Below are 23,336 nucleotides of genomic sequence, written 5' to 3' on the forward strand. Positions count from 1 at the left end.
GTCAGCTCGGCGCGACGATCGGTTCGCCGGTGGTCGCCACCGACGCCGTGCGGAACTCGCGCAGGGCGGCCTCGGTGGTGGCCGCGGAGACGCCAGCGGTCAGCTCCAGCAGGACGGTGGTGCCGAAACCGGCCGCCACCGCGTCCAGCGCGGTGGCGCGCACGCAGTGGTCGGTGGCGATGCCGACCATCTCGACCTCGGTCACGCCGCGCTCCCGCAGCCAGTCCGCCAGCCGCACGCCGGACTCCGTGCTGCCTTCGAAACCGGAGTACGCGGCGGAGTGCCGACCCTTGTGGAAGACGTCCTCGATCCGGTGGGTGACCAGTTCCGGATGGAACTCGGCACCGTCGGTGCCCACCACGCAGTGGGCGGGCCACGACTCCACGAAGTCGGGATGATCGCTGAAGTGGCCGCCGGGGTCGATGTGGTAGTCCTTGGTGGCCACCACGTGGTCCCATCGGTCACCGGCCTTGTCCAGCACCAGTGAGATGCCGGCGGCCACCGCGGCGCCGCCGGCCACGGCCAGCGAGCCGCCTTCGCAGAAGTCGTTCTGCACGTCGACGATGATCAGAGCGCGGGACATCGTACGGACTCCTAGATGTTGGTGATGAAGGTGACCGGAATCGCCGGGTCGCCAGCGGAGAGCTTCAGCCCCTCCCACGGGATGGAGATGAGGCACTGGCGCAGGTGCTCCCGGGAGTCCGCCAGCGTGGGCTGCTCGACGGTCTCACCGCCGGCGACGAACGAGCGCTGCAACAGCCGGTCGTTGGCCTGGTGGTCCGGCACGCCCTGGGACACGATGATCTCCTCGATGGCGGTGCCCGTCGGCTTGTGCCGCCGGACCGCGGTCTTGCGGCCACCGACCGTCGCCTTGTGCTCCGAGCGCTTGACCACCGGGCGCCCGTCCACCTCCACGAGCTTGTAGACCAGACCGGCGGTCGGCGCTCCGGAGCCGGTGACCACGGCCGTACCGGCGCCGTAGAGGTCCACCGGCTCGGCGGCGAGCGCGGCGATCGAGTGCTCGTCCATGTCGCCGGACACAATGATCTTGGTTTCCGTGGCGCCGAGCGAGTCCAGCAGCTCGCGGGAGTGCTGCGCGAGCACCGACAGGTCGCCCGAGTCGATGCGGATCGCCCGCAGATCGGGGCCGGCCACCGCGATCGCGTTGCGGATGCCCTGTCCGATGTCGTAGGTGTCCACCAGCAAGGTGGTGTTCTTGCCGAGCGCGTCGACCTGGGAGGCGAACGCGGCCGGCTCGTCGTCGTGCAACAGCGTGAAGGCGTGCGCCGACGTGCCGGTGGTCGGAATCCCGTACGCGGCGCCCGCGGCCAGATTGGACGTGGAGGCGAAGCCGGCCAGGTAGGCCGCCCGCGCCGCGGCGACGGCGGACCGCTCGTGGGTGCGGCGGGAGCCCATCTCGATGATCGGACGCCCGCGTGCCGCGGTCACCATGCGAGCAGCACCCGCCGCCACCGCGCTGTCGTGGTTCAGCACGGACAACACCAGCGTCTCCAACAGGACGCACTCGGCGAAGCTCCCGGACACGGTGAGCAGCGGAGAACCGGGGAAGAACAGTTCACCCTCGGCGTACCCGTCGACGTCGCCGGTGAAGCGGTAGTCCGCCAGCCAGTCGGCGGTGGTCCGGTCGACGACTTCGGCCGCACGCAAGAAGTCGATGTCCCGGCCGCTGAAGCGGAAGCCCCGGATCAGCTCGATGAGGCGGCCGGTGCCGGCCACGACGCCGTACCGTCGGCCGATCGGCAGTCGTCGGGCGAACACCTCGAACACGCAGCGGCGACCGGCCGTGCCGTCCTTGAGCGCTGCGTTGATCATGGTCAGCTCGTACTGGTCGGTCAGCATCGCGGGGGCGTAATCCGTCACGCCCTCAACTTTATTGAAGCTTCGGCAGCGATCGCAGCGCCGGTGCCAGCTCACCCCGCCGGTTCACGCCCAGCTTGCCGTAGACCCGCTGCAGATGGTTCTCCACCGTGCGCGGCGATAGGTAGAGCGCGTCCGCGATTTCCTTGCTCTTGGCACCGTCCGCCGCCAGCTCGGCCACCTGGCGTTCCCGGCTGGTCAGCGACGGGCCGACGGTCCGCAGCGCGGGGGTGCGCATGGTGTCGCAGCGCGCCAGGATGTCGCCGAGCAGCGTGCTGGCGGCCAGCGCCTGCGGATCCCGGGCGGCGCGGAAGGTGCGGGCGGCGACCGCCGCGGCCTCCGCCGCGAAGACCATGTATCCGTGCGCCTGCAGCTCGCGGGACACCGCGAGCAACTGCTCGCCGCAACCATCGGCGGCGGCTCGGGTGTGCCGCAGCATCATCGCCGTCATCCGGGTGCCGGGCGTGCCGGCCAGCAAGGTGCTCATCCGGGCGGCGGCCAGTTCCGGCCGGCCGAGACGGGTCAAGTCGTACAGGGCCAGCAGCTCGTGTCCGTGGAAGCCATCCGTGCGCAGCCGGATGATCAACTCAAGGAGATGGCGGATCGCGGTGGGCACGTCGCCGGCGCACGCCGCGGTCCACACCCGGGCCTGAGAACGCCACGGGTAGTACAGGCCAGCGCAGCTCGCGTCGGCCCCGTCGGCGACCGCCATCGACTCGTGGGCCAGATCGATGTCACCACGAATGGCGGCGGCGTTGGCCCGCGCCGCGTGGGCGTTGCCGTCGTACAGCCGGTTCGCACTCAACGCCGCGCACGCCTGGTTGGTGGCCTGCAACGCCTCGCCGGTGCGCCCCCGCAGCCAGGCGGCGTGTGCCTGGAGGAGGGAGATCCATCCGGCGCCGACGCCGAATCCGCCGGTATGCGCCAGGCCGGCGAACTCGGCAGCCAGGATCTCGTCGATGCCGTCCAGGTCGTAGGTGATGCTGACGCGCGTGCCGAGCGCGATGGGCAGCGCGAATCCGAGCGCCGGAGCGTCCCAGCGCCACGCGGAGGTGTTCGTGGTGACGTCCGCGATCAGGTCGGTGGCGGTGGCCGGGTCGCCTCCGGTGGCGGCGAGGAAGGCGAGCACGCAGCGGGCGATGTCGCGGGTCGGTGCGTCCGCGGCCGGGTCGGTCAGCGCCCGCGTGGCCCCGGCGCGGGCCGGGGTCAACTGGCGCATCTGCAGCCGCATCAGCGCTTCCACGGCGGTCATCCGGGCGCCGTCGCCCGGGTCGTCGGCGGCGACGGCGCCGAGCCGGTCCGGCGCGTCGGTGCGGCCCAGCCCCCAGAACGCGACCGAGGCGTGCGCGGTGCGCAGCCGCGCGCCGGCGGCCTGGCGGGTCTCGGCGGCGTCCAGCACGGCCACGGCGCGCTCCGGCTGGTCGGCGAAGAGCAGCGCGGTGGCGACAAGTTCGGAAGCCGGGTATCCGGCCCCGGCGTCGCCGGCCGCCTCGCCCAGGCGTTGCGCGAGTTCGAGGTCGAAGCGGGCGAAGGCCTGCGCCGCCGCGTCGAGCAGCCGGCCACCGTCCATCCGGGTGCCCGAGTCGATCCGCCACACCGCGGTGCGGAGCAGGTCGCCGCGGCGCCGGGCGCCGGTGCCGTCGACCATGTCCGCGAGCGTTGCGAGCAGGCGCCGACCGCGGGTGCGCGGGCATCCGCGGCGGACCACCTCGCCGTACAGCGGGTGGCCCAGGTGCACGTTGCGCCGCCGACCGTCGTCCAGCACGGTGATCAGCCCGCGTTCCTCGGCGGCCTCGACATCGTCGGCGTCGGTCGCGTCCAGCAGCGCGCTGAGGCCGATCGGTTCGCCGAACGCGACCAGCTCCAGCACTTGCCGCACGCCCGGGGTCAGCGTGCCGATCCGGGTGTCCACCAGGTCGGCCAGGCTGGGCGCCAGGCACAGCCTGCCGGTCCAGCGCCAGACGCCGTACGACTCGGTCATCTCTGAGCCGTCGGCCGCTGCCATCACCAGTTCGCGCAGCAGCAGGGGATTCCCGCCGGCCAACCGCACGAGCCGATCGGCCGAGCCGGCATGCACCGGACCGCCCAGCATCGCGGCGAGCAGTTCCGCGCTCTCCCCGGCCGTCAGCGGACGCAACTCGGCGTGCCGGACCAGCCCTTCGGTCCACAGCGACATCAAGGGCGACGGCACCCGTTCGGCGGTGCGTACCGTGCCGAGCAGCGTGGCACCCTCGCGGACCAGCAGATGCACCAGGGCGGCGGAGGGCGGGTCCAGCAGATGGAGATCGTCGACGGCGAGCACGAGGGGCCGCTCGCCGGCTTCGGCGTGGAGGGTGTCGACGGCCCAGCGCAGCAGTCCGGCGGGGGACAGCCCGGTGGGTTGGCCGGGTGGCAGCATTTGCGCGACGCCGCCGAACGGCAGGCCCGAGCTGGCGAGGGTGGCGGTGGCCACATGCACCGCGTATTGGCAGCTCGGGAGGGCAGCGACGACTTCCTGCAGGAGCCGGCTCTTGCCGAGCCCGGCGGTGCCGCTGAGGACGAGGCCGCGGCCGGGACCGGTTACGGCGCTGGTCAGCCGGGACTTTTCGTCGTCGCGTCCCACGAAGACCCAAAGTCCCACCGAAGCAGCATATCGAGATCCGTCATGCTGGTGTCACTGGCTGTACCGATAATGACAATGAGTAGGTCTTCCGGTGGTGCTGAGTAGCCCGGTGGGTGTCGGTGCCCCCGCGACGGATCGTACGGTCGCCATACCGGCGAACGTGCCCGGATCCGCCTGGCGGGGCGGATCCGGGCGCCCGGCGCCGCCCGAGCGGCGCCGTGGCCGGCGAAGCGGGGGCCGCCCGCGCATCCGCGACCGGGCGAGAAGTCGCAGCCCGGAGCGGCTGCCGTCGGCGGGTCGGGACGCCCGCCCCGGCCGCGTGGCACGATAGGGGCCATGGCGTTACCTCAGGTCGCTCCCGTCGAGATGCCGGAGATCGAGGAGGTTCCGCTTGGCGAACGCCAGTGGGTGACGATCGTCTGGGACGATCCGGTGAACCTGATGTCGTACGTCACCTGGGTGTTTCAGAAGTTGTTCGGCTACAGCTACGACAAGGCCGAGCAGCTCATGATGGAAGTGCACAACAAGGGCAAAGCGGTCGTCTCCATCGGTACGCGAGAGCGCATGGAGATGGACGCCAACCAGCTTCACGGCTACGGCCTGTGGGCAACTGTCGACAGAGCGTGACTGGCGGGTGGGTAACAGCATGTTCCGACGCAGCGGTCAGGTCTGCGTGGCGACGTTCGCCGTGGACGAGGTGCGTGTGCTGCGCAAAGTCGCCGGCGAGGTGATCGGTCTGCTGACCGACGGTTTCGAGCACGGCGACCCGGTGGTGGACCGGCTCTTCCCGGACATCTATCCGGAGATGCCCGCCGACTCCGCCGACTTCCGGCTCTACACCGAGGGCGAACTGAAGACCGGGAAGATCGACCAGGCGGGCGCGATTCTGGCCGCGCTGCCGGATGGTGACGGCCCCAGCGAGGTCCGGCTCGACGCCGAGACGGCGGAGGCCTGGTTGCGCGCCATCAACGACGCGCGGCTGGCCATGGGCACCCGGCTCGACATTCGCGCCGACACCGATCTCGGCGCCGAACTGGACGACGCGGCGGTGCACGATCCCGCGTCCAGCCGGGTCTTCCAGCTCTCCGTCTATGCGTACCTCGGATATCTGCAGGAATCCCTGCTGAACGCGTTGATCACCCGGCGTTGACGGGAGTCTGCCGGATCGGCGTGTGGGCACCGACACCTCGGTGTGCCCGACGGGTCACGGTAGGGTGGTGCGTGTGCTGACCATCGACAGCGCGATCATCGATGCGATCGTCGCCCACGCCCGCCGGGACCACCCCGACGAGGCCTGTGGTGTCGTCGCCGGGCCGATCGGCCGGGACCTGCCGGCGCGGCACATCCGGATGGAGAACGCGGCCCGGTCGATGACCTTCTACGAGTTCGACTCGATGGAGCATTTGCGCGTCTGGCGCGAGATGGACGACAACGACGAGGAGCCGGTGGTGATCTACCACTCGCACACCGCGACGGAGGCGTACCCGTCCCGCACCGACGTGTCGTTCGCCGGTGAGCCCGGCGCGCATTATCTGCTGGTGTCGACCCGTGAACCGGATTCCGAGGAAATCCGTTCGTTCCGTATCGTGGACGGCGTGGTGACCGAGGAAGAGGTCAACATCGTGGATGCGACGGTTGACGCATGATGGTGAGTCCCGTGCAGTCGTACATGTTTGGGCAGAGCCCGGTGTCGGTCTTCTACGAGTGTCGCTGAGCGATCGCTCGCAGCCCGGCCTGTCCAGAGAACGACAATAGGAGCATCATCTTCCATGGCTATCGAAGTTCGCATTCCTACCATCCTGCGCTCTTACACCGGCGGCGCCAAGGTCGTCGAAGGCTCCGGTGACACGCTCGGCGGTCTCCTCGACGACCTGGACGCCCGGCACAACGGGCTGAAGGGCCGCCTGGTCACCGCCGAGGGCGGTCTGCACCGCTTCGTCAATGTCTACGTCAACGACGAGGACATCCGGTTCCTCGGTGGACTGGACGCCAAGCTGTCCGACGGCGACTCCATCACGATCCTGCCGGCCGTGGCCGGCGGCGCGCTCGGCTTCGTGGCGGCGGCTGCGATCGCCGGACAGCGCGCCGCGGCCCGCACCGGGCGGTAATCGACGATGGCTCGCTATGAGAGCCTGCTGGACGCCTGCGGCGGCACACCGCTGGTGGGCCTGCCGCGCCTGTCGCCGACGGTGCCCGACGGGGCACCGCCGGTGCGTCTGTGGGCCAAACTGGAGGACCGCAACCCGACCGGCAGCATCAAGGACCGGCCGGCGTTGTTCATGGTGCGCCAGGCCGAGGAGGCCGGACGCCTCCGCCCCGGGGACACCATCCTCGAACCGACCAGCGGAAACACTGGAATATCCCTGGCCATGGTGGCGAAGTTGCGCGGCTACCGGCTGGTCTGCGTGATGCCGGAGAACGTCTCCGCCGAGCGCGTCCAACTCCTCCGGATGTACGGCGCGGAGATCATCTTCTCGCCGGCCGCGGGCGGGTCGAACCAGGCCGTCGCCACCGCCAAGCAGATCGCCTCCGAGCATCCCGACTGGGTGATGCTCTACCAGTACGGCAACACGGCCAACGCCCAGGCGCACTACCAGACGACCGGTCCGGAGCTGCTTCACGACCTGCCCACGATCACCCACTTCGTGGCCGGGCTGGGCACCACCGGCACGCTCATGGGCACCGGCCGCTTCCTGCGCGAGAAGGTCGACGGCATCGAGATCGTGGCCGCCGAGCCGCGTTACGGCGAGCTCGTCTACGGCCTGCGCAACATCGACGAGGGGTACGTGCCCGAGCTCTACGACGCCTCGGTGCTGAACCGGCGGTTCTCCGTCGGCACCCGCGATGCCGTGTTGCGCACCCGTCAGTTGGTCGAGGTGGAGGGCATCTTCGCCGGCTTCTCCAGCGGCGCGATCCTGCACGCGGCGCTCGCGGTGGCGCACGAGGCGGTCAAGGCCGGCCGCCGCGCCGACGTGGCGTTCGTGATCTGCGACGGGGGCTGGAAATACCTCTCCACCGGCGCCTACGGCGGCACCCTGTCCGAGGCGGAGGACGCGCTCGAAGGCCAGCTCTGGGCCTGAGGGGTCCGGGACCGCGTCGCGACGGCCGCGCGCTCGTGTGGGCGTTGGCGAGCCGTCGCGACGCGGAGGTGATTCGTCAGTAGGCGATCGCGATGAGCACGTCGGCGGCCAATGGCACCGACGCGGCAAGCAGCAGTACGTAGGGCAGCGCCCGCCGGTGGATGGACAGAAACCCACCCACCGCCAGCGCCACGCTCAGCAGGCCGGCCAGCACCAGCACCGGGGCGTACCAGCCGGGCGGTCGGCCGGCGATGGTGGACACCGCGGCGACCAGGCCCACCCCGACCGCCACCATGCCGAGCGCGCTCGCGAGCAGCGACATGAGCAGCAACCGGCGGTTGCCCGGTGCCGGGTCGTGCACCGCCGGAAAGCGGAACAGGCTCTGCTCCGCGGCGGGTTCCGGCGTGCCGTGTGTCGATTCCCAGCCGAAGGGAAGTACCCCGGTGGGTGAGTCCAGTTCGGTTGTCACTGCGCCTCCCATGCATCCGTGATGGTCTTTACGCTGTGCAACGCATGCGACTCACGGCGCGTAACGCGCAGACAGAGGCCGAGGTCACGGAGTGTGTGATGTACGTTGTCGATTTTGCGACAAATCCATCAGACATTTACCGGGTGCGCTGGTCACGGCGTACGCTTCGCTGCGTGATTGGCTGGTCTGATGTGATCTTGACGGGCCGGTCTTCCGGAGGCGCCGGGCGAGCCGTCCCGACCCTGCGTGAGTCAGAGGGACCTGCATGCGACTGACCGTCCTCGGCTGTGCCGGCAGTTTCCCGGGCCCCGAGTCGGCATGCTCTGCCTACCTCGTGGAAGCCCAGGGTTTCCGGCTCCTCATCGACTTCGGATCGGGGTCGCTGTCGGCACTTCAGCGCTACGCGGATCTCAACAGTGTCGATGCGATCGTGATCACGCATCTGCATTGCGATCACATGCTCGACGCCTGTGCGTACGTGGTGGTCCGTCGCTACGATCCGTCAGGACCGCGTCCGCCGGTTCCGGTTTACGCGCCGCTGGGTGCCGCCGAGCGGATCGCCGGGGCCTACAGCTCCGAGGCGGAACCGGTCGACGACGTCTACACGTTCTACGGTCTTGAGCCGGGGACGTTCCCGATCGGCCCCTTCGCGGTCACCGTCGACAGGGTCAACCATCCCATCGAGACGTACGGCGTCCGCGTCGAGCACGGTGGGCGAGTGCTTGCCTACTCCTCGGACACGGCGCCCTGTGAGGCGCTGCTGCGCCTGGCCCAGAACGCCGACCTCTTCCTCTGTGAAGCGAGCTACCTGGACGGCGTGGACAACCCCCCTGACCTGCATCTCACCGGCGGGGAGGCAGGTGAGGCGGCGACCAAGGCAGAGGTCGGCAAGTTATTGCTGACCCACCTCGTTCCGGCGTGGGTCAGTGAGGCTTCTACTGTGGAGGCCGCTTGTGCGGCATATGAGGGACCGGTGGAGGTGGTTCGCCCCGGTTCCCGCTACGATCTCTGAGCCCCCCGGCTCCGGAAATTTGGAGTGGCCTGCTATGCGCATCGTCCGACTGGCGAACTTCGTCTCGGCCCGCTCCAGCGGTCTCCGCACGGCGCTGCGCAATCTCGGCGAGGGCTACCAGCGGGCGGGCCACCAGTCGGTGCTGATCATCCCGGGTCGGCAGCGCAGCGACGAGATGACCAGCCAGGGCCGCGTCATCACGCTGCCGGGTGCCAAGCTGCCCCGCACCGGCGGCTACCGTGTGCTCGCCGGCCGCCGGGAGCTGACCCGCCTGCTGGACGAGCTGGAGCCGGACCGCATCGAGGTGTCTGACCGGTCCACCCTGCGCTGGACCGGCCGGTGGGCCCGCCAGCGGGGCGTCGGCTCGATGATGGTCTCCCACGAGAGTCTGGCCGGCCTGATGGGTGTCTGGGGCATGCCGGCCCGCACGCGCCTGGCGGACCGTCTCAACCGCTACACCGCCGAGGCGTACGACCAGATCGTGTGCACCACCGCGTACGCCGCCGCGGAGTTCCGCCGCCTGGGCGTGCCCAACCTGGTCGAGGTCCCGCTCGGCGTCGACCTGGACGAGTTCCACCCGAGCGCCGCCGACGCGGCGGTGCGTGCCCGCTATGCGCGCCCCGACGAACTGCTCGTCGTCTACTGCAGCCGGCTGTCCGCGGACAAGCGTCCGGAGCTGGCCGTGGACACCCTCGCCGCGCTGCGGGGGACCAGGGCGCCGGCGGTGCTGGCGGTGGCCGGTGACGGGTCGCGTCGCACCGCGCTGGCCTATCGGGCCGCCCGGCTGCCGGTGCGTTTCGCCGGCCACATCGCCGAGCGCTCGGCGGTCGCCGCGTTGCTGGCCAGCGCCGACGTGATGGTCGCGCCGGGGCCGGTGGAGACGTTCGGGCTGGCCGCCCTGGAGGCCCTGGCCTGCGGCACCCCGGTGGTGGTCAACGCGGCGAGCGCGCTGCCCGAGGTGGTCGGCGACGCCGGCGTCGCGGTCCGCGGCACGGCGGACGCCTTCGCCGAGGGTGTCCGGCGGCTCATGGACCGCCCGGAGCAGGAGCGCCGCGCGTCGGCGCGGGCCCGCGCCGAACTGTTCGGCTGGCCGCAGGCGGTGGCCGGGTTCCTGCGGGCGCACGGCGTTACGGCGCCGGACTCCCGGGTGCCCGCCGCGCCCCGGCAGGCCGCGCTGCGCCCGGCGGTGCCCGCCGCGGCCGGAGCCTGGGCCTCCCGCGGCGCTGACCCGGCCTGATCGCACCGCCGGCGCCGGCGGCTCGCCGGACGCACCCGCCCCCGGCGCGGTTCGCGCCGTGTGCCCTGTCATAGGGTGGTCCGCATGGCACGCCCCGACGGCCGCGCGCCCGGCCAACTGCGACCCGTCAGCCTCAGCCGTGGCTGGAGCATCCATCCCGAGGGGTCGGTGCTCGTGGAGTTCGGCGACACGAGGGTGCTGTGCACCGCCAGCGTCACCGAGGGTGTGCCCCGCTGGCGCAAGGGTTCCGGGTTGGGGTGGGTCACCGCGGAATACGCGATGTTGCCCCGCGCCACCAACACCCGCGGTGACCGGGAGAGCGTCAAGGGCCGGGTCGGTGGCCGCACTCAGGAGATCTCCCGTCTGATCGGGCGCAGCCTGCGTGCCTGCATCGACCTCAAGGCGCTGGGCGAGAACTCGATCGTGCTCGACTGCGACGTGCTGCAGGCCGACGGCGGCACCCGCACCGCCGCCATCACCGGCGCCTACGTGGCGCTGCACGATGCCGTGACCTGGCTGGCCGGGCGCAAGACGCTGGCCGGCAAGGTGGACAAGGTGATGCACCGTTCGATCCAGGCGGTCAGCGTCGGGGTGATCGACGGCGAGCCGCGCCTCGACCTGATGTACCTGGAGGACGTGGCCGCCGAGGTCGACATGAACGTCGTCTGCACGGGCGACGGCGATTTCGTCGAGGTGCAGGGCACCGGCGAGGCCAACGTGTTCCGGCGGGAACAGCTCGACTCGCTGCTGGACCTGGCCGTGGCCGGGTGCGCGGAGCTGGCCGAGGCGCAGCGCAAGGCGCTGACGCCGTGACCGGGGGGTCGCCGCTGCTGGTCGCGACCGCGAATAAGAAGAAGCTTGTCGAGTTGCAGCGCATCCTCGATGTTGCGCTGGGTGCCAGCGAAGTCACGCTTCGCGGTATCGACTCGGTGGTCGATTACCCGGAGGTGCCGGAGACCGGGCTGACATTCGGTGAGAATGCGCTGATCAAGGCCCGTGCCGGCGTGGAGCGGACCGGGCTGCCGACGGTGGCCGACGACTCCGGTCTGGCCGTGGATGCGCTGTCCGGCATGCCGGGTGTGTTCAGCGCCCGATGGTGCGGCCGGCACGGCGACGACCGGGCGAACCTGGAACTGGTGCTGGCCCAGATCGCCGACGTGCCGGACGAGCTGCGCGGCGCGGCGTTCGTGTGCGCGGCGGCGCTGGTGCTGCCCAACGGCCGGGAACACCTGGTGGAGGGGCGACAGCCGGGTCGCCTCCTGCGCGCCGGGCGCGGCGACGGCGGCTTCGGCTACGACCCGATCTTCCTGGGCGACGGCCAGGACCGGACCAACGCCGAGCTCGCCCCGGCGGAAAAGGACGCGATAAGCCACCGCGGCAAGGCCTTCCGGAACCTGTCCCGGGTGGTGGCCAAGGAACTGCGCGCCTGACCGGGGCGGTTCAGCCCAGCGCCCCGACCGCCTCCTCGATCCGGGCGCGCAGCGCCCGCCCCGCCACCACCGACCGGGCCTGGTCGATGATCGGGGCGAGGAACTGGTCGGGTCCGGGCTGCCCGGCGAACTCCTCCACCGCGATGACCGCCGCCCGGCCCGCCGGTGAGGGCGTCAACGGCCGGCGCAGTTGCAGGCCGCGCACGGCGGACAGCAGCTCCACCGCGAGCAGGCTCGTCAGGTTGTCCAGCACGGTGCGCAGCTTGCGCGTCGCCGCCCAGCCCATCGACACATGATCCTCCTGCATGCCGCTGGTGGGCAGGGAGTCCACCGAGGCCGGCCCGGCCAGCCGACGGTTCTCCGCGACGATGCCGGCCGCGGTGTACTGAGCGATCATCAGCCCCGAGTTCACCCCGGCGTCCGGTGACAGGAACGGCGGCAGTTGGCGGGAACGGGTCACGTCCAGCAGGCGGTCCACGCGGCGTTCGGCGATCGCACCCACCTCGGCGGCGGCGATGGCGAGGAAGTCGGCGGCGAAGCCGAGCGGGGCACCGTGGAAGTTGCCGGTCGACTCGACCCGCCCGTCCGGCAGCACCACCGGGTTGTCCACCACCGACCGCAGCTCCCGCTCGGCGGTGGCGGTCACGAAGTCGAGGGTGTCCCGGGCGGCACCCGCCACCTGCGGCGCGCACCGCATCGAATAGGCGTCCTGCACCGCGTGGGCCAGGTCGTCGCGGTGCGAGTCCATGATGGCCGAATTCTGCAGGAGCCGGTGGATGTTGGCTGCCGAGACGGCCTGGCCGGGATGCGGCCGGATGGCATGCAGCTCGGGTAGGAACGGTCGTTCCGAGCCGAGCATCGCCTCGATGGCCAGGGCCGCGGTCACATCCGCCATGGCGAGCAGGTGGCCGGCGTCCGCGATGGCCAGCAGCAGCATGCCGAGCATCCCGTCGGTGCCGTTGATCAGGGCCAGCCCCTCCTTGGCGGCCAGCCGCAGCGGCTCCAGCCCGGCCTCGCGCAGCGCATCGGCGGCGGCCACCCGGCTGCCGTCCTTGCCGAGCACCCAGCCCTCGCCGAGCAGCACCAGGGCGCAGTGCGCCAGCGGGGCCAGGTCACCGGAGGCGCCCAGCGAACCGTGCTCCGGCACCCACGGCACCACGTCCGCATTGAGCAGGGCGACCATCGCCTGCGCCAGGTCCGGGCGCACGCCGGACAGGCCCAGCGCCAGCGACCGTACGCGCAGCAGCATCATCGCCCGCACCACTTCCGGTGGCATCGGCGCGCCCACCCCGGCCGCGTGGGAACGGATCAACGCGTGCTGCAGTTCGGCGCGGCGCGGCGTGGCGATGGGCGTTCCGGCCAGCGCGCCGAACCCGGTCGACACGCCGTACACCGGGCGTCCGGACGCCTCGATGCGGTCCACGATGGCGCGGCTGCGCGCCATCGCCTCGATGGCGGCGTCGGACAGCGCCACCCGGGCGCCGTGCCGGGCGACGGCGACCACGTCGCCCGCGGCGACGCCGGTGGTGTCCACGGTGACGATCATTGCGGCACTCCCTTGTCTCCGGGCACGCCATCCCTCAGCACGGTGCGGATCAGCGGCACCCCCGGCCGGTAGGCCAGATGCAGGGCGGATGGTGCGTCGAGGATCAGCAGGTCGGCACGTGCGCCGGGGACGAGGCGGCCGATGTCGTCGCGGCGCAGCGCCCGGGCGCCACCCACGGTCGCCGCCCACAGCGCCTCGTCGGGGGTCATCCGCATCTCGCGCACGGCCAGCGCGATGCAGAACGGCATCGACGAGGTGTAGGACGATCCCGGGTTGCAGTCGGTGGCCAGCGCCACGGTCACCCCGGCATCGAGCAGCCGCCGGGCGTCCGGGTAGGGCGACCGGGTGGCGAACTCCGCACCCGGAAGCAGCGTGGCCACGGTGTCCGACGCGGCGAGCGCGTCCACGTCGGCCGGTGTCAGGTGCGTGCAGTGGTCCGCGCTTGCCGCGTCGGCCCGCACCGCGACCTGCACGCCCGGCCCGGCCTCAAGCTGGTTCGCGTGCACGCGGGGGAGCAGGCCGGCCCGGCGCCCGGCGGCAAGGACCGCCGCCGCCTGTTCGCCGTCGAAGGCGCCCCTGTCGCAGAACACGTCGATCCACCGGGCATGCGGGGCCGCGGCGTCCAACATCGGCCCGGTGACCAGGGCGACGTAGTCGTCCGGATCGCCCTCGGGCACCACATGCGCGCCCAGGAACGTGGTTTCCGTCGTCCATTCCCGGGCGATGCGCAGGCTGCGAGCCTCGTCCGGGACGCTCAGTCCGTACCCGCTCTTGATCTCGATCGTGGTGGTGCCCTGCCGGCGCGCCTCCGCCACCAGGCGCCGGGCGGTGGCACGCAGCTCGTCGTCGCTCGCCGCGCGGGTGGCCGCCACCGTGGTGCGGATGCCGCCCCCGGTGTACGGCCGGCCGGCCATCCGGGCGGCGAACTCGGACGCCCGGTCCCCGGCGAACACCACATGGGTGTGGCTGTCGACGAAACCGGGCAACACGGCCGCGCCGGCGGCGTCGATCCGGGTGTCGGCGGCCGGCGCTCGTCCGGCCGGACCGACCCAGGCGACCCGGTCGCCCTCGGTCACCAGCGCGGCGTCGCGCAGCGGCGGACCGTCCTGCGTGACCAGCTCGCCGATGCGGTCCACCAGCAGCGACACGGTCGGTTCCCGGCCGCTCATCGGAGCACCGCCGAGAAGAGCGCCGCCGGGATCGCCTCGCGCAGGGCGCGCGGCACGTCGATGGCGGTGTGCCGGCCGCCGGTGACGATCGGCCGCCCCCCGACTATCACGTCCGTGACGTCGGCGGCGCCCGCGGCGTACACGGCCTGGTCCGGCAGGGCACCGGCGGTCCGGGCGGTGTCCATGGCGAGCGCCACCAGGTCGGCGCGCTGGCCGACGGCGATCCGGCCGGCGTCCGGCCAGCCGAGTGAGGCGTGCCCGTCAGCGGTGGCGGCGGTGATCAGCTCGGCCGGGCTGAACCGGCCACGCTCGCGGCTGTGCAGCCGCTCGTGCATCTCCAGCCCGCGCATCTCGGCGAACATGTCGATCGTCGCGTGGCCGTCGCTGCCCAGGCAGAGCCGAGCGCCCGCGTCGGCCAGCGCGCGGGCCGGTCCGATGCCGTCCGCCAGGTCCCGCTCGGTGGTGGGGCACAGGCAGACGTGCTGGGCGCCGAGCAGCTCCCGGTCGCGGCCGGTCAGGTGGGTGGCGTGGACGGCGGTGGTGGTCGGCCGCCAGACATGGTGCCGGTTCAGCAGCTCGGCCGGCGTGCAGCCGTGCACCGCCTGGCACTGCTCGTTCTCGGCCGGCTGCTCGGAGAGGTGCACGTGCACCGGCCATCCGTCGGTGCGGGCCGCGAACTCGGCCATGCACGACGACGGAACCGCACGGACCGAGTGCAGCGCCGCCCCGATCCGCACGTCCGGAGCGTCGCGTAGCAGGCCCACCCGTGCCGACCAGCCGTCCAGGTCTGCGTCGCCGAAACGCCGCTGCACCCCGGCCAGGGGCGAGCCGTCCACCCCGGCGGTCAGATAGAGCGTGTCCAGCAGGGTGATCCGGACGCCTGCGGCGCGGGCCGCCTCGATCACGGCGTGGCCCATCGCGTTCGGGTCGGCGTAGCGGGTGCCCTCCGCATCGTGATGCAGATAGTGGAACTCGCCCACGCAGGTGATCCCGGCCAGGGCCATCTCGCCGTACACCGCCCGCGCCAGGGTGTGGTAGCCGTCCGGGTCGAGCCGCCCGGCCACCCGGTACATCAGGTCGCGCCAGGACCAGAAGCTGCCACGGGTGGCCTGGGTGCGGCCCCGCAGCGCCCGGTGGAAGGCGTGCGAGTGCGCGTTGGCCAGGCCGGGTAGCACCAGTCCGCGCAGCCGCCGCGCATCCTGGGCGCGCTCGCCGGGAGTGACCGCGGTGAACCGGCCGTCGGCGACGCCGATGAGCACGTCGCGTTCCACCCGGCCATCCACCCAGGCATGCTCGGCGTGGAACCTCATGTCAGGTCCTCCAGCACGCGCGCGAGCGCCGCCACGCCCGCTGCGCAGTCCGCGTCGCTCGCGTGCTCACCCGGGGCGTGCGACACACCGGTCGGGTTGCGCACGAACAGCATCGCGGTCGGTACGTGCGTGGACAGCACCCCGGCGTCGTGTCCCGCCCCGGTGGGCAGGATCGGCGCGTCGCCCAGCAGCGCGGACAGCCGCCGCGTCAGTACCGGGTCGAACGACACCTCGGCGGATCGCGACTCGGTGTGCATCTCGACCCGCGTGCCGTCCCGGCGGGCGCGGTCGGCGGCCCGCGTGCGGACCGCGGCGACGAGCTGGTCCAGGGTTGCGGCGTCCGCAGCACGCGCGTCCAGCCAGCCGCGCACCACGGCCGGGATGGCGTTGGTGGCGTTCGGTTCCACCACGATCCGGCCCATGGTGGCCTGCGCGCCGGACAGCCGGGCCTCCTTGTTCGCGGCGAGCACCGTGTATGCGTACGTGAGCATCGGATCGTGCCGATCGGCCATCCGGGTGGTGCCGGCGTGGTCACCGGTGCCCGCGAAGTCGAAACGCCATCGCCCGTGCGGCCAGATCGCGCTGGCCACGCCGACCGGCGCATCCAGCGCACGGCCCTGTTCGACGTGCAGTTCCACCACCGCCGACAGCCGGTCGAGCAGGTCCGGCCGGGCACCGGCGGGCGTGCGGCCGAGCGCCTCGGCGACCGAGACGCCGCCCGCGTCGGTGAGCTTCGCCGCGTCCGCGGGGTCGAGGGCGCCGGTCAACAGTCGCGACCCCAGGCACGGCACGCCGAAGCGGGCGCCCTCCTCCTCGGCGAAGGCTGCCACCGCCAGCGGCCGATCCGGGGTGACGCCGCGGTTGCGCAGCACGTCCACGGCGAGCAGGCCGCTGACGATGCCGAGCGGGCCGTCGTACCCGCCGCCGTGCGGCACCGAGTCGAAATGCGAGCCGGTGAGTACCGTCCCGTCCGCCCATGGCGATCCCCACCAGGCGAAAAGGTTCCCGTTGCCGTCCTCGGTGACCGGCATGTCCCGCCGGTCGGCCTGGCCCCGGAACCAGTCGCGCAGCGCCATGTCCGCGGCGCCGAACGCGTACCGCAGATAGCCGCCGCCGTCGTCCGCGGCCCGGCCGATCGGGTTGATCTGTGCCCACAGTGCGGCGAAGTCCCCGGCGCTGAAATCATCCATGGTCACGCCCGGTCCATCGGCACGCGCAGGCCCTCGGCCGCCGCCGCGGTGTATCCGGCGTCGACGTGCCGCAGCACCCCGGTCGCCGGATCGTTGGTCAGCACCCGTTCGATCTTCTGCCCGGCCAGCGCGGTGCCGTCCGCCACGCACACCTGCCCGGCATGGATCGACCGGCCGATGCCCACCCCGCCGCCGTGGTGCAACGACACCCAGCTCGCCCCGCTGGCGGTGTTCACCAGGGCGTTCAACAACGGCCAGTCGGCGATCGCGTCGGAACCGTCGGCCATCGCCTCGGTTTCCCGGTACGGCGAGGCCACCGATCCGGAATCCAGGTGATCACGGCCGATCACGATCGGCGCGCGCACCTCGCCACGGGCCACCATGTCGTTGAACCGGACCCCGGCGGCGTCCCGCTCGCCGTACCCGAGCCAGCAGATCCGGGCCGGCAGGCCCTGGAAGGCCACCTTCTCCCCGGCAAGGCGGATCCATCGGGCCAGGTGCTCGTCCGCGCCGAACAGGTCGAGCACCGCGCGGTCGGTGGCCGCGATGTCGGCCGGATCGCCGGACAGCGCGGCCCACCGGAACGGGCCCTTGCCCTCGGCGAACAGCGGCCGGATGTAGGCCGGCACGAAGCCGGGGAAGGCGAAGGCCCGCTCGTACCCGCCGAGGCGGGCCTCGCCGCGTATCGAGTTGCCGTAGTCGAACACCTCGGCACCGGCATCCAGAAAGCCGACCATGGCCGCCACGTGCGCCGCCATGGACGCTCGGGCGCGGTCGGTGTATTCCTCCGGCTTGGCCGCCGCGTATGCCGCCGCATCCGCCGGATCCACCCCGGCCGGCACGTACGACAGCGGGTCGTGCGCGCTGGTCTGGTCGGTGACCACGTCCACCGGCACGCCGCGGCGCAACAGCTCGGGGAAGACCTCGGCGGCGTTGCCCACCACACCCACCGACAGCGCGGTCCGATGCGTACGGGCCGTCTCGGCCCGGCGCACGGCATCGTCCAGATCGTCCGCGACCACGTCCAGATACCGGGTGTCCACCCGGCGGCGCAACCGCGCGGCGTCCACGTCGACCACGATCACCACGCCGCCGTTCATGGTCACCGCCAGCGGCTGCGCCCCGCCCATGCCGCCGCACCCCGCGGTCAGGGTCAGCGTTCCGGCGAGGGAGCCGCCGAAGCGCTTGGCGGCCACCGCGGCGAATGTCTCGTACGTGCCCTGCAGGATGCCCTGCGTGCCGATGTAGATCCACGAACCGGCGGTCATCTGCCCGTACATGGTCAGCCCGAGCCGTTCCAGCCGGCGGAACTCCGGCCAGGTGGCCCAGTCACCCACCAGATTGGCGTTGGCCAGCAGCACCCGCGGCGCCCACTCGTGGGTGCGCAGCACGCCCACCGGCTTGCCGGACTGCACCAGCAGCGTCTCGTCGTCGGCCAACTCGTCCAGTTCGCGCACGATGGCGTGGAAGGACGGCCAGTCCCGCGCGGCGCGGCCGGTGCCGCCGTACACGACCAGATCCTCCGGCCGCTCGGCCACGTCCGGGTCGAGGTTGTTCATCAGCATCCGCTTGGCGGCCTCTTGCGGCCACCCCTTCGCGGTACGCGTGGCACCGCGCGGCGCACGAACCTCGGGCATGGCGACTCCTTCACGAAGCGGGCGGATCAGGTCACGAACAGATGGCGGCGGGAGGCCGCGGCCTCGAACTCTTCGAGCCGGTGCTGCACCGACCCGGGCGAGACGTCGCACATCGCCTGCAACAGCACCATGGCCAGGGCCATCGGCCCGGTGTGCAGGTCGAAGACGAGCTGCGTGCCGACCTGCGCGGTCAGCACCACGTCGGCCGGTTCGGCGATCGGGCCGACCGGCGAGTCGGTGAGCAGCACCACGGCCAGGCCGGCGGCGCGGGCTTCGCGTACCGCGTCCAGGGTCTCCCGCGGATACCGCGGCAACGCGATCGTCAGCAGGGCGGTGGCTCCGGCGGCGCGCGCCTGGTCCAGCCGGTCCAACAGGGAGGTGCCGTCGGCGTCCAGCACACGCACGTCGGGGAACACCTTCGCCGCGAAGTAGCCGAAGTAGCCGGCCAGCGGGGCGGCGGCTCGCAACCCGAGCACCGGCAACGGACGACTGGCCACCAGAAGATCCGCGGCGCGGCGCACCACTGTCAAATCGGCGAGCTGATCGCGCAGCGCACCCAGGTGGGCCGCCTCCGCGGTGATCGCCCGTTGCATCTCGTTGCTGGCCGGGACGGGCGCGGGCACGGCACTCGCCCGCTCGCGCAGTTCGCGGCGCAGCGCCGGGTAGCCGGTGTAACCGAGCGCGACCGCGAAGCGGGTCACCGACGGCTGGCTGACGCCGGCGAGCTCGGCGACCTCGGCGGCGGACAGGGCGGCGGCGGAGGAGGCATGCTGCACCAGGCTGTGGGCGATGCGCCGCTGCGTCGGCGTGAGGCGCACATCGTGAAACAGATCGAGCACCCGATCGGCCGCGCTGACAGTCCCGGCATTCACCGTCGCAGCCTATGCATGGAAACTTTCAGATGGCCAGTGGGGGTGGGTCGGCCGGCAGCGTGGAGAGGTGCCTGGAGTGCTGCTCAGCGGCAGGAAGCGTCCTTCGCCGCCAATTGCACCTCACCCTGCCGGACGCCCGCCGACACGCCCGCCGACGCGGCCGTGGACGTAGACGCCGACGTCGGGGACGCCGACGGGGACGCGGGCGAGGGGGACGGCGAGGCCGACGGGGACGGACGGGACGTCGGTGATGCCGAGGCTGCCGGCTTTGCCCGCTTGGCCGAAGACGTGGACGACGACCCTCCACCCGTCAGGCGTGCCGACGTCTTCTGCGTCTTCTCCGGCGACAGGGTGATGTCGCGGAGGGTGGCCGTGTGCCCGTACACGTCGGTCACCTTGATGCGGAACGGCCCCGGCCCCGCGCCGCCGTCGATGATCCAGTAGTTGAAGTCGCTCCGGGACGCCGACCGGTAACGTCCGCCGCCGCTGGACACCGCGACCTTGGACAGCGCGTTCGCGTGATTGTCGATGAGGACCGCGAACCAGTATTGCGACGAGCCGTCCTTGATGCGCGCGCTCAGCCCCCCGGAGGTGGCGACGCCGGTCACCGTCCGATAGCTGATCGGCACGATGCCGGTGACTTCGTCGGCGATCCGGCGGAAGGCGGTGCGGCTGAGATCCAGGTGGCCGGCGGCGCACTCCGGGCAGGAGTCCAGCACCTTCACCCGTACGGTTCCGTGGGGTCCGGTGACGTCGAGGTAACTGCCACAAGCGGCCGCATCGGCGTACTGCGTGTCGCCGAGCGCGACGAACAGGTCGTCGGCCGGCGGGTTGGGGAACGAGCAGTGTCCGAGCCCGTCGCCGAGGTCGTAGAAGGTCGCCTTGCCGCTCGTGGACGAGGTCGAGGGCGGGGCGGCACAGGCAGCACCGCCGTCGCGCAGCAGCAGGGTGAGAGCGGCGACGGCGGCCAGGACGACGGCGGCGGCGCCGGTGGCGAACCAGCGCGGGGACGGGCGTACGGTCACGCTGAGGCATCCTGCGCGACCGACTGGACCGACGGCAACGTTCCTAAGACAGACCTAATCCGCGACGGCCGCCCTGTCACCGATACGGATGACGTCGGCGCCATCCGGGATCAGGCTGACGCCGAACATGAGGCCGCCGTCGCGGTTGCGGCGTTGGCCGAGCATCCGCAGCGGTTGCTGGCCCGCCGCGGCGGTCTCCTGGTCGATGGTGGTGACCACGCACCGGGCGCAGGCGCGCGCCACCCGGAACTCGGCCGCGCCGATCCGCAACCGGCCACCGACCCAGGCATCCTCGGCCCAGGGCGAAGCCCCGGCGAGCACGATGTTGGGCCGGAACCGGGTCATCGGCATCGGGTCCGCGCCGGCCTCCAGCAACCAGTCGCTCAGCGCGGCCAGCGACGCCTCGGTGGTCAGCAGCAGCGGATAGCCGTCGGCGAGGGTGACCCGGTCGTCGTCGCGGGCGCCGGACTCGATCGGGCGGGCTGCAGGGTCGGCGAGCCACGCCAGCCGGGCCGGGCGTCCCACCAGGTCGGTGCACCATCGCCCGGCGTCGTCGGCGAGCCGTGCCGGTACCGCGGCCTTGCGCCGGAACACGCGGACGAACTCCTTCGGCCCCTCGCCCGGCTCCGGTACCTGCACCTCCGGCAAACCGGGTGCCCGCAGGATCAGGCCGTCCGCGACGGGGAGGGCGCGCAGCAGGGCCAGACCGGCGCATTCGCGCTGGGTGATGCCCACGCCGTGCGCGTCGATGATCATCCACCGGCGGTCGCCGGCCAGGCCCCAGGGTTCCACGCGGGCTTCGTCGTGGTCGAGGCGGCGACACCCCTTGACCGGGTACGTGTGCAGCGAGGTGATGCGCATGTGCTTCACCCTCGCACGCCTCGCGACTCGTCGGTCCGGGGCGGGAACGCCCGACGCTCAGCACGGTGCGGAAGGGGGGACTCGAACCCCCACGTCTTTTCAGACACGGGCACCTAAAACCCGCGCGGCTGCCGATTTCGCCACTCCCGCTGGACATCGCCGCCTCGGCGATCGCCGATGAGTCTAGACGGTACGGCCGGTGGGCGTGTCGCGCCCCGAGCGGGTGCGGGCATCCGCCGCATGCGCGAGGGCCCATGGCACGACGGCCGCCACGCGGTCCAGCGCATGACGGCCGCCGTGGATCTGCGGGCGGGGAATCAGTACCGGAACATCGCCAAGCTCTGCCGGAGCTCCTGCGCCACCCGGGACAACCGGTGCGCCGCCTCCGCGGTGTTCTCCGCCGACCCGGTGGTCTCGGTGGCCACCATCGCCACCTCCGCCACGTTGGCGGAGATGCGGTTCGAGCCGGTCGCCACCTCGCTGACGTTGCGACCCATCTCGTTGGTGGTCGCGGTCTGTTCCTCGACCGCCGCCGCGATCGCGTTCTGCGTGTCGTTGATCTGTTCGATCACCTGGCTGATCTGGGTGATCGCCTCGACCGCCGCGGAGGAGTCGTTCTGGATCGCCTCGACCCGGCGGCGGATGTCCTCGGTCGCCCGTGCGGTCTCCCCGGCCAACTCCTTCACCTCGCCGGCGACCACCGCGAAGCCCTTGCCGGCGTCGCCCGCGCGGGCCGCCTCGATAGTGGCGTTGAGGGCGAGCAGGTTGGTCTGCTCGGCGATGTTCGTGATGATTTTGATGACCGAGACGATCTCCGAGGAGGACGTGCCGAGCTGCTGCAGGATCTGGCTGGCCTCGCTGGAACTGCGTACCGCCTGACCGGCCACCTCCGCGGCGCTGGACGTGCTGCGGGCGATCTCGGCGATGGAGCTGGTGATCTCCTCGGCGCCCGCCGAGACGGTGGCGATGTTCTGGCTGATCTCCTCGGATGCCTCGGAGACGGCGTGCGCACGATCGGCCGAGCGGGTGGCCGAGGTGTTCATCGCGCCGGCCACCGTGCTCAGCTCGCCGGAGGACTGCGCGAGCGTCTCCGCATTGCCGTTGATGTCGCGCAGCGCGGCGGCCAGCCGGTCCATGGCGGTGTTCAACGCCTCCGCCATCTGGCCCACCTCGTCCGTGCTCGACACGGTCAGCCGCTGGTCGAGGCGGCCCTCGGCCAACCCCCGCAGGACGGTGTGGGTCTGCCGCAACGGCCGGGCGATGGCCCGGCTCACGGCCAGGCCGAGTACCACGGCCAGCAGCAGCGCGCCGCCGACCATCACCGCGATCAGCAGGCGTGCCGCCTCGAACTCGCGCTGCGCGGTGTCCATTCGCTGTTTGGCGGCGGCGTTCTCCGCCTCGGTCAGGTTGTCCAGCGCCACCGTGATGCGGGACGCGAGCGGCTCGATGAAGTTGTTGTAGGCGCCGAGGAACGCGGTCATGTCGTTGCGCTCGGCGGCGGGCACCAGCCGGTCCTCGCGGGCCTGGCGAAATTCGGCCAAGCTCCGCGCGAAGGCGTCCCTGTCGGACTGCGCCCCGACGTCGGAGGCTGCCGTGTACGCCGCCCAGCTCTGGTCGATCGTCTCGTCAATCCGGCGCAGCGAGGTGCGCACCGCGTCCACGTCGGTGACCGGCGAGCGCAGGATGAGCTGGGTGGTGGTGGAGGCACCCTCCCGGACGTGCAGGCGCAGCTCGCCGAGCTCTTCGGCGGCGAGCAGGCCGGCCGCGTACATCTTGTCCAGGCGCTGGTCGGACCGGCTCACCTCGACCAGCCCGGCGGTGCCCACCGCCACCAGCAGAAAGGTCAGCAGCCCGAAGCTGACCAGCAGCTTCTGGGCCACGCGCAGGTTGCGCAGCGGGTTGCGGCTGGGCGGGTTCGTCGTCGCGGCTGTCGACATGTGCGGTCTCCGGAGGGTGCGTCGGTACCGTACCTATCGGCACCCGCAACCCGGATCCGCAGCGCGGGGCGGACGATTTTC

Annotated in this window: 21 protein-coding genes, 1 tRNA gene and 1 pseudogene; 9 read left to right on the plus strand and 14 right to left on the minus strand. The window is 72.0% G+C overall.

Features of this window, described 5'->3' with window-relative positions; all coding sequences use genetic code 11:
- Position 1 precedes the first annotated feature (1 nt).
- Genes IEY73_RS10795 through IEY73_RS10805 form a run of 3 tightly spaced genes read right to left on the minus strand, consistent with a single transcriptional unit; the run spans position 2 to position 4,498 of the window.
- Entirely contained in the window at positions 2-583 is a 582-nt protein-coding gene (locus IEY73_RS10795; protein ID WP_189078994.1) for an isochorismatase family protein, read from the minus strand.
- Between the two features lie 11 nt (positions 584-594).
- Positions 595-1,881, minus strand: coding sequence for a nicotinate phosphoribosyltransferase (locus tag IEY73_RS10800; RefSeq protein ID WP_189078995.1), 1,287 nt, complete (start codon positions 1,879-1,881; stop codon positions 595-597).
- 10 nt (positions 1,882-1,891) lie between these two features.
- Positions 1,892-4,498 (minus strand): helix-turn-helix transcriptional regulator, encoded by a 2,607-nt coding sequence (locus tag IEY73_RS10805; protein WP_189078996.1) that lies wholly within the window; start codon positions 4,496-4,498, stop codon positions 1,892-1,894.
- A 318-nt stretch (positions 4,499-4,816) separates the two neighbouring features.
- On the opposite strand from IEY73_RS10805, the gene clpS reads away from it, so the two are divergent.
- The 5 genes and pseudogenes from clpS (at position 4,817) to IEY73_RS10830 (ending at position 7,560) form a co-directional block, all read left to right on the plus strand.
- Positions 4,817-5,107, plus strand: coding sequence for an ATP-dependent Clp protease adapter ClpS (gene clpS / locus IEY73_RS10810; RefSeq protein WP_189078997.1), 291 nt, complete (start codon positions 4,817-4,819; stop codon positions 5,105-5,107).
- 19 nt (positions 5,108-5,126) lie between these two features.
- Positions 5,127-5,630: a DUF2017 domain-containing protein gene (locus IEY73_RS10815; RefSeq protein ID WP_189078998.1), complete on the plus strand. Its 504-nt coding sequence runs from the start codon at positions 5,127-5,129 to the stop codon at positions 5,628-5,630.
- 73 nt (positions 5,631-5,703) lie between these two features.
- A pseudogene (locus IEY73_RS10820) lies at positions 5,704-6,194 on the plus strand (M67 family metallopeptidase).
- A 55-nt stretch (positions 6,195-6,249) separates the two neighbouring features.
- On the plus strand, positions 6,250-6,588 hold the full coding sequence (locus IEY73_RS10825) for a MoaD/ThiS family protein (RefSeq protein ID WP_189079000.1): 339 nt from the start codon (positions 6,250-6,252) through the stop codon (positions 6,586-6,588).
- 6 nt (positions 6,589-6,594) lie between these two features.
- Positions 6,595-7,560 carry a PLP-dependent cysteine synthase family protein gene (locus IEY73_RS10830; RefSeq protein WP_189079001.1) on the plus strand — a complete coding sequence of 322 codons (966 nt, stop codon included), beginning with the start codon at positions 6,595-6,597 and terminating at the stop codon, positions 7,558-7,560.
- A 76-nt stretch (positions 7,561-7,636) separates the two neighbouring features.
- Here IEY73_RS10830 and IEY73_RS10835 read toward each other — a convergent pair whose 3' ends face one another.
- Positions 7,637-8,029: a hypothetical protein gene (locus IEY73_RS10835; protein ID WP_189079002.1), complete on the minus strand. Its 393-nt coding sequence runs from the start codon at positions 8,027-8,029 to the stop codon at positions 7,637-7,639.
- Between the two features lie 265 nt (positions 8,030-8,294).
- Between IEY73_RS10835 and IEY73_RS10840 the strand changes: the two genes are divergently transcribed.
- The 4 genes from IEY73_RS10840 to rdgB all read left to right on the plus strand — a co-directional run bounded on the left by IEY73_RS10840 (position 8,295) and on the right by rdgB (position 11,708).
- Positions 8,295-9,041, plus strand: a complete 747-nt coding sequence (locus IEY73_RS10840) for an MBL fold metallo-hydrolase (RefSeq protein WP_189079003.1) — start codon at positions 8,295-8,297, stop codon at positions 9,039-9,041.
- A 34-nt stretch (positions 9,042-9,075) separates the two neighbouring features.
- Positions 9,076-10,278 carry a glycosyltransferase gene (locus IEY73_RS10845; RefSeq protein ID WP_189079004.1) on the plus strand — a complete coding sequence of 401 codons (1,203 nt, stop codon included), beginning with the start codon at positions 9,076-9,078 and terminating at the stop codon, positions 10,276-10,278.
- Between the two features lie 84 nt (positions 10,279-10,362).
- Complete coding sequence (rph, locus tag IEY73_RS10850; protein ID WP_189079005.1) at positions 10,363-11,091, plus strand: ribonuclease PH; 729 nt, start codon at positions 10,363-10,365, stop codon at positions 11,089-11,091.
- Positions 11,088-11,708, plus strand: a complete 621-nt coding sequence (gene rdgB / locus IEY73_RS10855) for an RdgB/HAM1 family non-canonical purine NTP pyrophosphatase (RefSeq protein ID WP_189079006.1) — start codon at positions 11,088-11,090, stop codon at positions 11,706-11,708. Before rph ends, rdgB begins: the two co-directional genes overlap by 4 nt.
- Before the next feature lie 10 nt (positions 11,709-11,718).
- Here the strand turns inward: rdgB and hutH are convergent, their stop codons facing one another.
- The 10 genes from hutH to IEY73_RS10905 all read right to left on the minus strand — a co-directional run bounded on the left by hutH (position 11,719) and on the right by IEY73_RS10905 (position 23,255).
- Positions 11,719-13,254: a histidine ammonia-lyase gene (hutH, locus tag IEY73_RS10860; RefSeq protein WP_189079007.1), complete on the minus strand. Its 1,536-nt coding sequence runs from the start codon at positions 13,252-13,254 to the stop codon at positions 11,719-11,721.
- Positions 13,251-14,423 carry an imidazolonepropionase gene (gene hutI, locus IEY73_RS10865; protein ID WP_189079008.1) on the minus strand — a complete coding sequence of 391 codons (1,173 nt, stop codon included), beginning with the start codon at positions 14,421-14,423 and terminating at the stop codon, positions 13,251-13,253. The genes hutH and hutI overlap by 4 nt, the downstream gene beginning before the upstream one ends.
- Positions 14,420-15,733, minus strand: coding sequence for a formimidoylglutamate deiminase (locus IEY73_RS10870; RefSeq protein ID WP_189079009.1), 1,314 nt, complete (start codon positions 15,731-15,733; stop codon positions 14,420-14,422). The genes hutI and IEY73_RS10870 overlap by 4 nt, the downstream gene beginning before the upstream one ends.
- Positions 15,730-16,923, minus strand: a complete 1,194-nt coding sequence (locus tag IEY73_RS10875) for an allantoate amidohydrolase (RefSeq protein ID WP_189079057.1) — start codon at positions 16,921-16,923, stop codon at positions 15,730-15,732. The genes IEY73_RS10870 and IEY73_RS10875 overlap by 4 nt, the downstream gene beginning before the upstream one ends.
- 2 nt (positions 16,924-16,925) lie before the next feature.
- Complete coding sequence (gene hutU / locus IEY73_RS10880; protein WP_189079010.1) at positions 16,926-18,560, minus strand: urocanate hydratase; 1,635 nt, start codon at positions 18,558-18,560, stop codon at positions 16,926-16,928.
- 26 nt (positions 18,561-18,586) lie between these two features.
- Positions 18,587-19,432, minus strand: coding sequence for a MurR/RpiR family transcriptional regulator (locus IEY73_RS10885; protein ID WP_189079011.1), 846 nt, complete (start codon positions 19,430-19,432; stop codon positions 18,587-18,589).
- 83 nt (positions 19,433-19,515) lie between these two features.
- Positions 19,516-20,457 carry an expansin EXLX1 family cellulose-binding protein gene (locus IEY73_RS10890; protein ID WP_189079012.1) on the minus strand — a complete coding sequence of 314 codons (942 nt, stop codon included), beginning with the start codon at positions 20,455-20,457 and terminating at the stop codon, positions 19,516-19,518.
- A 54-nt stretch (positions 20,458-20,511) separates the two neighbouring features.
- Positions 20,512-21,318: an MOSC domain-containing protein gene (locus IEY73_RS10895; RefSeq protein WP_189079013.1), complete on the minus strand. Its 807-nt coding sequence runs from the start codon at positions 21,316-21,318 to the stop codon at positions 20,512-20,514.
- A 66-nt stretch (positions 21,319-21,384) separates the two neighbouring features.
- Positions 21,385-21,468 (minus strand) — tRNA-Leu (locus IEY73_RS10900).
- 167 nt (positions 21,469-21,635) lie between these two features.
- A complete protein-coding gene (locus IEY73_RS10905) occupies positions 21,636-23,255 on the minus strand; it encodes a methyl-accepting chemotaxis protein (protein ID WP_189079014.1) in 1,620 nt (539 codons plus the stop codon).
- Positions 23,256-23,336 lie beyond the last annotated feature (81 nt).

It is taken from the genome of Mangrovihabitans endophyticus (assembly GCF_014646155.1).
GTDB lineage: Bacteria > Actinomycetota > Actinomycetes > Mycobacteriales > Micromonosporaceae > Actinoplanes > Actinoplanes endophyticus.

What these genes read in the sequence shown, in the direction of transcription:
- IEY73_RS10875 (WP_189079057.1), bottom strand. Translation starts at nt 16,923, where the DNA reads ATGGATGATTTCAGCGCCGGGGACTTCGCCGCACTGTGGGCACAGATC.
- IEY73_RS10825 (WP_189079000.1), top strand. Translation starts at nt 6,250, where the DNA reads ATGGCTATCGAAGTTCGCATTCCTACCATCCTGCGCTCTTACACCGGC.
- IEY73_RS10815 (WP_189078998.1), top strand. Translation starts at nt 5,127, where the DNA reads ATGTTCCGACGCAGCGGTCAGGTCTGCGTGGCGACGTTCGCCGTGGAC.
- IEY73_RS10840 (WP_189079003.1), top strand. Translation starts at nt 8,295, where the DNA reads ATGCGACTGACCGTCCTCGGCTGTGCCGGCAGTTTCCCGGGCCCCGAG.
- IEY73_RS10870 (WP_189079009.1), bottom strand. Translation starts at nt 15,733, where the DNA reads ATGAGGTTCCACGCCGAGCATGCCTGGGTGGATGGCCGGGTGGAACGC.
- IEY73_RS10905 (WP_189079014.1), bottom strand. Translation starts at nt 23,255, where the DNA reads ATGTCGACAGCCGCGACGACGAACCCGCCCAGCCGCAACCCGCTGCGC.
- hutI (WP_189079008.1), bottom strand. Translation starts at nt 14,423, where the DNA reads ATGAGCGGCCGGGAACCGACCGTGTCGCTGCTGGTGGACCGCATCGGC.
- hutU (WP_189079010.1), bottom strand. Translation starts at nt 18,560, where the DNA reads ATGCCCGAGGTTCGTGCGCCGCGCGGTGCCACGCGTACCGCGAAGGGG.
- IEY73_RS10795 (WP_189078994.1), bottom strand. Translation starts at nt 583, where the DNA reads ATGTCCCGCGCTCTGATCATCGTCGACGTGCAGAACGACTTCTGCGAA.
- clpS (WP_189078997.1), top strand. Translation starts at nt 4,817, where the DNA reads ATGGCGTTACCTCAGGTCGCTCCCGTCGAGATGCCGGAGATCGAGGAG.
- hutH (WP_189079007.1), bottom strand. Translation starts at nt 13,254, where the DNA reads ATGATCGTCACCGTGGACACCACCGGCGTCGCCGCGGGCGACGTGGTC.
- rph (WP_189079005.1), top strand. Translation starts at nt 10,363, where the DNA reads ATGGCACGCCCCGACGGCCGCGCGCCCGGCCAACTGCGACCCGTCAGC.
- IEY73_RS10830 (WP_189079001.1), top strand. Translation starts at nt 6,595, where the DNA reads ATGGCTCGCTATGAGAGCCTGCTGGACGCCTGCGGCGGCACACCGCTG.
- IEY73_RS10845 (WP_189079004.1), top strand. Translation starts at nt 9,076, where the DNA reads ATGCGCATCGTCCGACTGGCGAACTTCGTCTCGGCCCGCTCCAGCGGT.
- IEY73_RS10895 (WP_189079013.1), bottom strand. Translation starts at nt 21,318, where the DNA reads ATGCGCATCACCTCGCTGCACACGTACCCGGTCAAGGGGTGTCGCCGC.